Genomic DNA, 11,688 nt, shown 5'->3' on the forward strand with positions numbered 1-11,688 from the left:
TGCAGGCAACGCAGAAATCATTGTAACGGAGAGCCAACCTAATACGTATGTGTAAGAATCGCGGAACGGAAGCCTGCTTGACTCGACGACCCGGTGCCAGGGACTTCGCGAGGGTGAAAGATTACGGTATAATATCGCGCTGCGCCCCACCCGGTCTGGTGGGGCGGTTCGCCTCTTTTTCAAGGTTTTACCGTGAGCACGCCCCGTAGCAGCGCCCCGTCCGTCGCCGTTGTTGGCGCCACCGGCGCGGTGGGTCAGGAGTTCCTTGCCGTCCTGGCTCAACGCAACTTCCCCATGAGTAATCTCAAACTCCTCGCCAGTGCCCGCAGTGCCGGCAAGCCGATGGAGTTCAAAGGTAAAACCTACAAGGTTGAGGAACTCACGGAAGAGAGCTTCAAGGGTGTGGATCTCGCCCTCTTTTCCGCGGGTGGATCGATCAGCAAAAAGTTCGGCCCGATCTCTTCACAGGCCGGGGCGACCGTCGTGGACAATTCTTCAGCTTTTCGCATGACGGACAACGTCCCGCTGTGCGTCCCTGAGGTGAATCCCGAATCGGTCAAGGGTATTTCGCTGGGTAAGGGCGGAATCATCGCCAACCCGAACTGCTCAACGATCATCATGCTCGTACCTGTTACGCCGCTCCACCGGGCCGCAAAAGTAAAGCGGATGGTTGTGAGTACCTATCAGGCTGCCAGCGGCGCGGGCTATCAGGGCATGACTGAGCTTGAGGAACAGACCCGTGATGTGCTTGCCGGCAAGCCTGCGGTGCCGAAGTTCTTCAAGCAGCCGTACGCATTCAATCTCTTCTCCCATAACTCGGATATGTATGAGAATGGGTACAACCAGGAAGAGATGAAGATGGTCAACGAGACCAGAAAGATCTGGGGACAAAGCGTTCCGATTTGTGCAACCTGTGTGCGCGTGCCCGTGATGCGTGCCCATGCCGAGAGTATCAACCTTACCTTTGAAAAGCCGCTTTCAGAAAAAGATGCGGAGGAAATCCTGCGGTCATCGAAGGGTGTTTCGATCATCAACGATCGTGCGAATAATCGCTTCCCTACGCCGCTTGATGCGTCGCACAAAGATGACGTGTATGTCGGCCGTATCCGTCAGGACATCAGCCTGAATGGTCACGGTGATCATGGTCTGGCGATTTTCGTGTGCGGCGACCAGTTGCGCAAGGGTGCAGCACTCAACGCGGTGCAGATCGCAGAACTATTGCTTTGACAAACCACGGGTCAGGCGGCAGAACAGGCTGATTGGTGTGGCTTTTCATAAGTGAGACGCAACCATGAGCCGTATGTTTTCCAGCATCATCACTGGCGGACTCAAAGACATCGCCCGCGCGGATGCGACCGCCAGCCGCCCTGTGATGCAGGCTTCGCAGGCGTCCGCCACCGCAGTGGCATTGCTTGAAGAACGGCTGGAAAGACTCGCCCTCGTCAACATGGCGATGTGGGAAATCCTGCGCGAAAAGACCAAGCTCACCGAGGAGGAGCTGTTACTCAAAGTCCTCGAAATAGATCTCCGCGACGGCAACGAAGACGGCAAGGTTACACGCACCGTCGTCAAGTGCCAGTCGTGTAACCGCGCCATGTCCCCTCGGCACACCAAGTGCATCTATTGCGGTGCGGAAAAACTGGCGCAAAGCGCGTTTGATCGAGTGTAAAAAAGCAGCCTTCAGCCGTATTGGTCAATCATATTTTCAGAAAAGCCATCGCAGTGCGGAACGGATGTGGTGAATTAAAGCTATCTGATCAGGCGTCACGTATCTCCAAACCGACGTCGTTTCATTTTACGGATCACTGACATCGGCCAGCGCGGCATGCCTTGGAGTGCGGGCCATGCAGGAGGAGGTTCTGTTACGCCGAGTTTTTGTCGTAGCGTGGCGGCGACCCAGTCGAGCTGCGCCTTGTCCCGGCCATCCAGTACGGTTCGGCGCACCGTCATCGGCGGGGAAATCGGTGCGTCGAGGCGTGATGGCTCGGAGGGTTGCCGCAGCAGAAAAACCAGATCAAAGACCGTTGCTTCATCTGTCGTCGCCAGCCCGCTGATGACGGTGTGTACCGAAATGATGGTCCTTCGCTCGTAACGGGCGGATTGGACACCGCCGAGTCCGTGCCGTGTGACGGTGACGAATCGTTCATCCACGGCAATCAGTGCGGTTGAGCGCAGCAGGATGAGTTGATGAAGTGCAATGGCGAAACCAAACCAGCCCAGGACGGCTGCAAAGGCGATCCATACCGATCCTCGAAATACCGTGGCTGTGGCGATCGTGGCGGACAGTGCCGCGACGGCGAGTGCGGCTACCAGAGCAGCCGTGATCAAGTGTGAAGGGTGCATGGGGCCGGGATGAATACGGATAACGGGAAATCCCGTTTCATCACCCGAAGCGGCGCAGAGTTCGACACCCGGCGGGGGTTGCTGAGCAGCAATGGCATCAACATTTGCCTCGGACTCACGTGAAGTGGCGACTGCGTTTCGTACCAATTCCGCGAAATCACGGGCTTCCGAAGGCTGTGAAGCCAGTGGTTCGTTTCGCGGTTCCATTCCTCAATCATAAATCAGCCGGCTTTGTCAGCAGAAACATCTGACCGCAGATGCCGCGGTTTTGGTTACGCGGAGTGTTTTTTACACTTGGCGTATCGCGTTCCGCTCGTGGTCATGCAGGCCGAATTGGTTGACGCTGTAACTTCCGTGGTGGTCAAACCAGCGACCTAATTCTGCAGCGCCGCGCTCATCAGGTTGCAGAGCAGCACAGAACTTTCCGCCTGGGACGCTCGCTCGCAACTCACCGTCTTCGACGAGTACACGACCAGCTTTGATGACGTAGCGAGGTGATTCAAACATCGTCTGTGCGTTATCAGGTCTGTCGTGATAGAGGGTCAGGTCTGCATCCGCGCCGGGTGCGAGATGGCCTTTGTGTTTGAGGCCAAGCACTCGCGCCGGGCCGGCACGGGTGATGATCGCGATTTCATTTAGCGAATACTCACGGGTCAGATCGCGGAGTTTGCTGTTTCGCATCGCGCGTGGGTGCGCTCTGGCGATGAGTTCATCGCGGCGGGCCTTGCTCATCAATGCAGCGATGATCGTGGGATAGGTGAGAAAGCTCCCGCCGTTGGGATGGTCGGTGGACAGAAGCATCCGCCACGGGTCGCCGGCCATGAGCATCAGTTCCAGGCCGATTGCCCACTGGAGGCTGTGAAGGTAATGCTTATCGTCATAGCGGATCGGCATGAGTCCGCAGCCGCTTTCGAGTTCACTTTCGATCGAGACGTACCGCTTACCGGTCAGTTTCCAGAGGAGGTATTCGAGCGGTGTATCACCGGTCAGCGTGAAGGCATCTCCGAACATCACCTGGCCGGTGTCAGCGCTGATGTGAGCGTGGGTGTTGAAATAATCCATCAGTTCACCGGCGGCACTGGTGAAATCACCCTTGGCGGTCTTGCCATACGCATGAAATTGCAGGTGGGTCAGGTGTACGCGCCGGCCGTCCAGTGCGCGGAGTGTGTCGAGCGTCGTGGCGACATTCCCCGGCAGTCCGAGCCGATTGCAATGCACATGCGGTGCGTGCGGAAGCTTCAGGGCCTCAGCCGCATCAGCCATTGCTTCCAGAATTTTTCGCGGCGTCACTCTGGTGCCGGCCACAGCTTGATCGATCCCCTCGACCGTCAGGTGTGCCGGATCATGTCGCCAGTCCGCCACTCCGCCGGGATTGACGACCTTGATGCCATGTGCGCCGGTTTTACGCAGCATGTGGGCGATCAATGAGCTGACCCCCGTCCTGTCGTTGCGATCGAGCATTTCGATGACAGCTTGATGATTCGCCAGCAGCAGGAGAAAGCCCGCATCGAGATTCGGCGTATCCGCCAATTCCAGATGGGTCTGTCTTGCACCGCTGGGTGACACCGCTGCTTCGAGTGCGGTTGTGTAGCCCAATGCGGCATAGCGATAACCAGTGGTAAACGTACTCGGCGTGAGCACACCGGAACCGCCACGGAACTCACACCCATGTCTGCACTCGGCTGCATGGACATGGGTTGCGTGCTCCTCGCCCTGCATCATGCGTGCTCGGTTGACGACGGATGAGGCGATGTGGCAATGAATATCCACCCCGCCGGGCATAATGACCATTCCCCTCGCGTCGATGGTGCGTGGCAGAGCGTTTTGAGGCAGAGAAGAAACCACGCGACCATCCGCCACGAGAACATCACGGATGACGCCGTCGATGCCGTTGGCGGGGTCATAGACTTTTCCGCCGGTGATGCGGAGAGAATCGCTCATGTCCGTGTTCCGATTCTTCGCATGAGAGTTGCGAAAAAAGTTACCGCCGGATCAGGTGCCGCCGTTGCGGGATCGTCGCACAACCAGAGCACGATGCCGTCGCACCGCATGACTTGCGCCGCCGTGCCGGGAATGGCGTTACCGTTAATGGCGATCCGGGGGATAGTCCGGGAGATATCGGTTTGATTGCGACTTTCGGTCGAGGTATCCAGAATCAGGTCAATCGCGCCGCGTTTGAGGAGCACGTCTGCAGGCGGACACCATCGAGGGTTGCCGTCGGAAAAGTCGATGCCTCCCCCGATCGGTGAAACGCCGGTCTGCCAGGTGATCGTTTCGATGACACCGCGTTCATTGCCTCCCATAGAGTTGGCCGGCAAGGAGAAGACACACAGCCGTGTACGGCTCTGAATCTGTGCCGCCAACTTATGCCATTGACTTATCACGCGAGGATCGCAATCGGGCTTTAGAACCACCGCGACACGCTTGCAGGCACCGAAGGGGCCTGCTGTGGGATTCCGTGTCAGATCATCACGCAACCGCAGTACCACATCGAGAGATGAATCGACGAATGCGCCCAGCAGTTGTCGCTCCGCGATGCGTTGTGCAACCGGTCCGCTCCCGCCGTCGCAGCCGACCCAGACGATCATGTCGCAGGCAAAGAGGTGGCCGAGAGTGGCAGACTCTGTTACGGGTTGCGTGGTGCTGATGCGGTTGCCGATGGTCGGCAAGGGCAGCAGTCGCCCCCTGATCCGCTCCGCTAGCGGGATGACTTCGCGCAATGCTTCGATGGATAAATTGCTCAGGCCGACGATAGCAGGTGCTCGGCTGTGACTCAGCAGATCGACAGCCTTGTCCAGAATATCCGACGCGATATCCAGCGGCGCACGCGCTGTGAGGCTGGGCAGCACAATAGAAAGATCGTTGCGCAGCGTCTCACTGATCATCGGGTTGGACGGCGAAGGACTCATGGATTCGCGTGTGCAGTGATGTTCAACAAAACCAGTCATCAGCCGGAAGATGCTTCACACCCAGCCGACTTCATGGATGCAGCCGGGTCGCCGCCGACTTCGGAGAGTCAGCGTCCGTCACGACTGTGTTTCCAGCTGAGTGTAGAGTTTGGCCGCCTCCTGCCGCAACTTTGTCACGCACTCCCATCGTGTCTCGCCGGCCGCAAAAAGTGTGCAGATTGGCCTGCCTGCCTGCACTTTTTCACCGGGCATCGAAACATCCGCGACCGTATCTCGTGGGAAAATTTTGTAGAGATCAGGAATGACCGAGTCGCTCTTCGCAAAGATAATCGCCTTGGCGCAGAGAGTGTGCGTATCGTCGGCGGGGGGAGAGTTTGGATGATCGGATAGAGCCGTCATTCCTGTTGCCCGCTCCAGTAGTTCGACGCTGGCGGTATAGCGGGGATTGATTTCCACAGGCCGGATCAATCCCTGAACATCCATCACCAGGTCCACACCCACGATGCCGCGCAATCGGAAGTGCTCGGTAAGCAGAGTGCCCAGCCTGTCCAGAGCTGTCATGGCGTCAGCGGAAAGTTGCAGCGGGCCGATACCGCCGCAGTAATGAAATCCGCGTCCGCCGAAATCTGCATCACCGATGAATTGCTCCGTCACGCCCAGCAGAACTGTTCCGCGGTTGTCTGCATGATAAATCGCGCTCATCGGTTTGCCCTGGACGTATTCCTGTACGAAATACCCCACGGGGATGCTCTCCGTCGGCAACCACGGCTTGATGTTCACACCGCCAGCACTCTTGTGCGGCTTGAGCAGATATTGCGGTTCTCCCGGCTGTCCTCGCGGAGTATTTTTCACTGGCGGTTTCGGGGTGGTCGCATCGAACACACTGCAAAACCTGATTCCTTCCAGCGCGGGTAGTGACGCCAGCGCATGGGGATCACGGACAGCAGTGATGACATCCGCCGAACAACCCATGAGAGGGCGATGTCGCGCGATGGCGTCGATGATCTCCGGGTAGTTTTCCATCGCTCCGGTGCAAAGCACGGGTGCCTGCGGCGCGGATTCGAGGAGAGGCAACATACCCGCGGGGTACTGGTCAGGCGGACAGCGCACAACCGGCGCGATCGACTGAAGATCACGATCAGCAAACAGATCAATGCACCACGGATGAAAGCCGGCACGAATCGCGGACTGGGCCGCGGCACGGGTGGAAGCACCGAGAATAATCAGTTCTCTGGACAAAGCGACAGATCACTTGACGGATGTCATCATCACTTCCAGCGACGAATGAAAAACGGCGACTCGCCTTCCTTTGCCTGCGAAAGCTCAACCAGTGCAGGCACCAGCGCATTGACAAGCAAATCCATGATCTGCCGACCTTTTTCCGGCGTCGCATTTGACGGATCGCCGACACCTGACGAAGGCGCGATGCTTGCCCACTCGAACAGAATATTCAGCCCTGGTGTGGAAAGAATCTTTGTGAGTTGATAAGGCGTGACTTCACCCTTGTCCGCCGAGGGCAGGTCCACCCATTCCGGGGTCAAGTGCATGATCAGGCTCGTCTCAAATTCATCCGCATGCGTTCCCGCAGCAAGACCCATTTTTTCGTACAGGTTCGGCACGGTCAGGTAGCCATGCACCTGCACGATGAAGATCGGCACGTCGAGCATCACATCGCGCATGATCTGCTTGAATTCGTTTCCGCCGTGAAAGTTCAGGATCACCAGCCGGTTGATGCCCTGTTTGACCAGGCTTTCCGCCACATCGCGGACGACCTGTATTTGTGTCGCGGTGCGCATGGTGATCGTGGCGACCTGCGTGAGTTGCTGATTGTTGTTTCCAAATGGCAGGGTCGGCAGCAGCACACACCGTGCGCCTTGAGCGTTGGCTCGTTCGACAGCCAGTTCACCCATCGCGGTGGCTTCAATGGTGTCTGTGCCATAAGGCAGGTGGTAGTTGTGTGCTTCAGTCGCGCCCCAGGGCAGGACGGCTACGTTCGGCTTCAGATCGAGGAGCTGGCGGTAGCTCGCTTCGTGCAGAATGTAAGGACGAGCGCGATAGGGCACAGGAGTCTCCGTGGCAGTTTGGGATGCCGATGGTGTATGAACTTCGCGAAGTCGTGCCGCCCCGTCAAGTGAGTGCAACCCGAGTCCATTGCCCGCCGTACTTTTTCAACCGTCTCTAAAATGGTCCAATGCCTTCATCGTTTCCCGATGATGCTTCGCTGTGTGAGTCGTGCGGTTATCCGTTGCGCGGTCTTACGGTTGAGCAAGTTTGCCCGGAGTGCGGCATGCCGGTGGCCGATTCAGATTTCGCTCGTCGTCCGGGACTTGCGTGGCAAAAACAGGCGTCGCTGTCCTCATTCTTCTTCACGATCTTTCAGGTTATTTTCCAGCCGCGAAAGTCATTTCGATCGTTACGTGTCGGCGGATCGAATGCGCATGATCGAGTATTTCTGCTGCTGGTGGCGATTGGTATTGGTTTGGTGTGGGGCATCATCTGGAAGTGGGCGACTAAACGAACTCCCGTGCCGTGGGAATACGGTACAGGGGTTACGTTGACCATTCTCCTGTTGAGCTACATCGAAACGCTGGGGGTCACCTATATCGCAAGGCGTCGTAGATGGCGCGTGCCTTGGCGTCTTGCGGAGCGAGCAATCTGCTATGCCTCCCCCGCATGGGTCATCGCGGCTGCCTTTTACCTTCGATTTCACCTTTGGCACTATCCCTACGGCAGGCTGTGGAATTATCTACCCGACCATTGGGGACGATTCCATCACTATTACCTCATCCGTGACCTTTGGATTTATCCTCTGGTTGGCGGAGTAGCCGTCGTGTTTTTCGAGACATTTGTCTGGATCGGCATGCGTCAACTGAAGTTCGCTAATTTCGCTATATCTGACGAAAAAAGCGGCCCGCCCATACTGAATCCAGCCCTTCCAGTCAGTGCGTCCCGACCGCTAAGCCCAGATTGACCAAACCGGAAACACATGGTTAAAATGTTTACGTGGGACCGTTAGGTGTACGCTGCGTCCTGCTGAGGTCTTCGTGATCTCGCGGAACATTCGCTGTCGTGGAACAACCGGCACGAGCCGGGCGGATGGCCGCCTGTGGCCGTGACCGATCAAACCGTAGGGCCCGGATTTCGAGCCCTTGGACGGTCGCCTGAGCGACTGGATAGATTGACGATGCATCAATGTCTCGGCCTCAAAACGCGCTTGTCGATTCTCTTGTCGTGTGAATCGAGTCCCTCAACGTGTCCGGCGGAAACCCCGCCCGCACCACCGGGAACAGACTCGAAAGCACCACGGATGGTCTGCGTGGATCGTGCGCCCTGAAGGCGCAGCACGCGACTTGCGCTCGTCTGGATTGCTGCATCGGTCAGATCATCTTTGATCGGCTTGCGCCTCACCGGGTTTGTCCTTCGTTGACGAGCCCGTTTTCCCCGCCCGTTTTCGTGCCCTTAATCGCTCGTGTCAGCGGATGTGTCGCCGTTTGGTGACCCTGCCGGTGGCCGGGCAGAAAGGGGCGTCTTGCTTGCCATCCTTCCTCATTCTGGCGGATATCCCGCCCATGGCCCTGGGATTGGGCGCGGCCGGCCTCGTGGTCGGTGCCATCATTACCGTCCTGATTCTCAAAATCACCGGCAACAAAGCACTGGGAGCCGCTAAAACTGAATCCGAAAATCTTCTCAAAACCGCCCGCAATGATGCGGAGATTCTCAAGAAACAGCTCGAACTCGACTTCCGTAACGAACTGGCGAAACGACGAGAGGACTTTGAAAAAGAAACAGATCAAGCCCGTAACGAAATGAAGGAACACGAGCGGCGTCTGAGCAAGCGCGAGGACAACCTCGACCGCAAACTCGACACCCTCACGACCAAGGAAAAATTTCTCGACGATCTGGATAGCAAGATCAAGGCTCGCGATAAGGTGCTTGCCGGCAAGGAGGCTGAAATCGACCAACTCGTCGCCCAGCGGCGAGAAGCCCTCGATAAAGCGACACAGGAGCAGAAGCAGGTACTGCTCCGCATTGCGAATCTCAACCCGGAAGAAGCCCGTCGTGAGGCTTTACGCCTCATTGAACAGGACGTTCAGCACGACGCGGATGTGATCGTCAAGGCACGCATGGCCCGCGCCGAGGAGGAGGCACGCGATAACGCGCTGAAAATCACGCTCCAGGCGATCCAGCGTTACGCATCTGAGCATACGGCAACATCGACAGTCAATGCCGTCGCCATTCCCAGCGACGACATGAAAGGTCGCGTGATCGGTCGTGAGGGCCGCAACATCCGTGCGTTTGAGAAGGCGACCGGCGTGGACGTGATTGTGGACGACACGCCGGGCGTGATCGTGGTTTCCTGTTTCGATCCGGTTCGCCGCGCGGTGGCGGCCGAGGTGTTGCAGAAATTACTTGAGGATGGCCGCATCCATCCGACCCGCATCGAGGAAATTACCGAGCAGGTCAACAAAGACATGGCGCAGCGGCTGGTGAAGTTCGGCAAAGACGCTGCGATCGAGGTCAACCTGCCCGGATTGCATCCGAAGATCAGCGAGATGATGGGTCGTCTGCACTACCGGACCAGCTACGGTCAGAACATTCTGCGTCACTCGATCGAAGTCGCGTATCTCTGTCAGGTGATCGCCGACGAATTGGGTCTCAATGGTGAACTGGCGCGGCGGTGCGGTTATCTGCACGATATCGGTAAGGCGATGGATCATGAAGTCGAAGGCGGTCACCCGGCGATCGGCATGGAGTTTGCCAAGAAATACGGCGAGCGCGAGGAAGTGCTCAACGCCATCGGCGGACACCATAATGACATTCCCTCTACCAGTCCTTACACGCCAATCGTGATGGCGGCCGATGCGATCAGCGGCGCCCGTCCTGGCGCACGGCGCGAGACGTTGGAGAAATACATCAAGCGACTCGAACAGCTTGAATCGATCGCCACCAGCATGAAAGGCGTGCGACAGGCGTTTGCGATTCAAGCCGGCCGTGAGGTGCGTGTGATCGTGGACCCGGAAAGTGTGGACGACGCCAACTGCAATGTGATCGCCCGCGACATCGCCAAGCGAGTCAGCGAGGAGATGACATTCCCCGGCGAAATCCGCATCACGGTGCTCCGCGAGATGCGCACGGTCGAATACGCGAGATGATCGCGCCGCTTGCGGCGTGCGAACTTTACCGGGGATTCACAGACTCATGACCAGTCCCTACCAGCCCGCGTCGGATCGCTACGTCAACTTTCACGGTAGCGATCCTGCGCACCCGCCGCCTTACACGACCGGCAAAATTACTTATCGCCGCTGTGGTCGATCCGGTGTGCTGTTGCCGTCGATCAGCCTGGGCATGTGGCATAACTTCGGCGCACCCGGAGTCGCAGGGATTGCGGATGAGTCGGAGTTTCATGAGAACGCAAGACGGTTGTGTTTTACCGCGTTTGATCTGGGTATCAACCATTTCGACCTGGCGAATAACTATGGTCCGCCGCCGGGCAGTGCGGAGTTACGCACCGGACGGATCATCCGGGAATTACCGCGCGATGAGCTTTTTATCTCCACCAAGTCCGGTTATCTCATGTGGCCGGGGCCGTTTGGTGAGTGGGGTTCGCGCAAGCAATTGCTGGCGAGCCTTGACCAGTCGCTCAAGCGGTTGGGTGTGGAGTACGTTGATCTTTTTTATCACCACCGCCCCGATACAGACACCCCGCTTGAGGAGACACTCGGCGCTCTGGATACGGCCGTCAAACAGGGCAAGGCTCTGTATGCGGGTATCAGTAATTATTCGGGTGCTCAGACACTCGATGCGATCCGTGTGGTAAAGGAAAATCGGTTCGCGCCGCTGCTGATTCATCAGGCTTACTACAACATGCTCAGTCGCAGCATCGAGAGCGATCTGATGCCGCACACGCAGAAGCACGGCTTGGGCATCATCGCATTCTGTCCGCTGGCGCAGGGGCAGTTGACCGATCGCTACCTCAGCGGCATTCCGACAGACTCCCGCGCTGGTTCCAAGACCGGTTTCCTCAAACCGCGCAACATCACGGAGCAGACGCTCGCAAAAGTTCGCCGACTCAACGACCACGCCAAAGAGCGCGGTCAGACTCTGGCACAGATGGCATTGGCCTGGACGCTCCGTTTGCCGGGAGTGACCAGTGCCCTGATCGGAGCCAGTCGGCCGGCACAGATCAGGGAAAATGTAGGCAGCCTCAGCAATATGAATTTCACCGCTGAGGAAATAGCAAAGTTGGATCAGATTCTGGCAGCCTAAAACCTTATTTAGCCTCACCGCTTACGGTGGTTGGCTTGTTTAACCGTGCATTTCAGGTTCCTTTCTCGCGTACCGCTGACGGGCTGGTTATCCTGTGAACTTTATGCCGCGATATTCGTCTGAAGAAGGTAGGATGCGGCTCATCTTTCATCGTTCTGACAGGGGCAAT

General features: G+C 57.5%; 11 protein-coding genes. 5 read left to right on the forward strand and 6 right to left on the reverse strand.

The annotated features are described in order from the left end of the window. Positions 1-192: 192 nt before the first annotated feature. Together IT444_05380 and IT444_05385 are read left to right on the forward strand one after the other, a co-directional pair. Complete coding sequence (locus tag IT444_05380; protein ID MCC7192197.1) at positions 193-1,227, forward strand: aspartate-semialdehyde dehydrogenase; 1,035 nt, start codon at positions 193-195, stop codon at positions 1,225-1,227. A 64-nt stretch (positions 1,228-1,291) separates the two neighbouring features. After that, on the forward strand, positions 1,292-1,669 hold the full coding sequence (locus tag IT444_05385) for a hypothetical protein (protein MCC7192198.1): 378 nt from the start codon (positions 1,292-1,294) through the stop codon (positions 1,667-1,669). 95 nt (positions 1,670-1,764) lie between these two features. On the opposite strand, the gene IT444_05390 is transcribed toward IT444_05385, so the two are convergent. From IT444_05390 to IT444_05410, 5 genes are all read right to left on the reverse strand, one after another. Beyond that, positions 1,765-2,550, reverse strand: coding sequence for a hypothetical protein (locus tag IT444_05390; GenBank protein ID MCC7192199.1), 786 nt, complete (start codon positions 2,548-2,550; stop codon positions 1,765-1,767). An 81-nt stretch (positions 2,551-2,631) separates the two neighbouring features. Continuing rightward, complete coding sequence (locus IT444_05395) at positions 2,632-4,284, reverse strand: formylmethanofuran dehydrogenase subunit A (GenBank protein ID MCC7192200.1); 1,653 nt, start codon at positions 4,282-4,284, stop codon at positions 2,632-2,634. Then, positions 4,281-5,252 (reverse strand): hypothetical protein, encoded by a 972-nt coding sequence (locus IT444_05400; GenBank protein ID MCC7192201.1) that lies wholly within the window; start codon positions 5,250-5,252, stop codon positions 4,281-4,283. Before IT444_05400 ends, IT444_05395 begins: the two co-directional genes overlap by 4 nt. 117 nt (positions 5,253-5,369) lie before the next feature. Beyond that, positions 5,370-6,491 carry an ATP-grasp domain-containing protein gene (locus tag IT444_05405; GenBank protein ID MCC7192202.1) on the reverse strand — a complete coding sequence of 374 codons (1,122 nt, stop codon included), beginning with the start codon at positions 6,489-6,491 and terminating at the stop codon, positions 5,370-5,372. A 29-nt stretch (positions 6,492-6,520) separates the two neighbouring features. Further along, on the reverse strand, positions 6,521-7,315 hold the full coding sequence (locus tag IT444_05410) for a creatininase family protein (GenBank protein ID MCC7192203.1): 795 nt from the start codon (positions 7,313-7,315) through the stop codon (positions 6,521-6,523). A gap of 128 nt (positions 7,316-7,443) precedes the next feature. Between IT444_05410 and IT444_05415 the strand changes: the two genes are divergently transcribed. Then, positions 7,444-8,223 (forward strand): hypothetical protein, encoded by a 780-nt coding sequence (locus tag IT444_05415; GenBank protein ID MCC7192204.1) that lies wholly within the window; start codon positions 7,444-7,446, stop codon positions 8,221-8,223. Between the two features lie 218 nt (positions 8,224-8,441). Here the strand turns inward: IT444_05415 and IT444_05420 are convergent, their stop codons facing one another. Next, positions 8,442-8,660 carry a hypothetical protein gene (locus IT444_05420; GenBank protein MCC7192205.1) on the reverse strand — a complete coding sequence of 73 codons (219 nt, stop codon included), beginning with the start codon at positions 8,658-8,660 and terminating at the stop codon, positions 8,442-8,444. 125 nt (positions 8,661-8,785) lie between these two features. Between IT444_05420 and rny the strand changes: the two genes are divergently transcribed. Both rny and IT444_05430 read left to right on the forward strand, forming a co-directional pair. Then, positions 8,786-10,405 (forward strand): ribonuclease Y, encoded by a 1,620-nt coding sequence (gene rny, locus IT444_05425; protein ID MCC7192206.1) that lies wholly within the window; start codon positions 8,786-8,788, stop codon positions 10,403-10,405. Positions 10,406-10,451: 46 nt separating this feature from the next. Beyond that, complete coding sequence (locus tag IT444_05430; GenBank protein ID MCC7192207.1) at positions 10,452-11,519, forward strand: aldo/keto reductase; 1,068 nt, start codon at positions 10,452-10,454, stop codon at positions 11,517-11,519. The last annotated feature ends 169 nt before the right edge of the window (positions 11,520-11,688 follow it).

It is taken from the genome of Phycisphaeraceae bacterium, from assembly GCA_020851465.1.
GTDB lineage: Bacteria > Planctomycetota > Phycisphaerae > Phycisphaerales > Phycisphaeraceae > JADZCR01.

What these genes read in the sequence shown, in the direction of transcription:
- IT444_05385 (MCC7192198.1), top strand. Translation starts at nt 1,292, where the DNA reads ATGAGCCGTATGTTTTCCAGCATCATCACTGGCGGACTCAAAGACATC.
- IT444_05390 (MCC7192199.1), bottom strand. Translation starts at nt 2,550, where the DNA reads ATGGAACCGCGAAACGAACCACTGGCTTCACAGCCTTCGGAAGCCCGT.
- IT444_05395 (MCC7192200.1), bottom strand. Translation starts at nt 4,284, where the DNA reads ATGAGCGATTCTCTCCGCATCACCGGCGGAAAAGTCTATGACCCCGCC.
- IT444_05400 (MCC7192201.1), bottom strand. Translation starts at nt 5,252, where the DNA reads ATGAGTCCTTCGCCGTCCAACCCGATGATCAGTGAGACGCTGCGCAAC.
- IT444_05415 (MCC7192204.1), top strand. Translation starts at nt 7,444, where the DNA reads ATGCCTTCATCGTTTCCCGATGATGCTTCGCTGTGTGAGTCGTGCGGT.
- IT444_05430 (MCC7192207.1), top strand. Translation starts at nt 10,452, where the DNA reads ATGACCAGTCCCTACCAGCCCGCGTCGGATCGCTACGTCAACTTTCAC.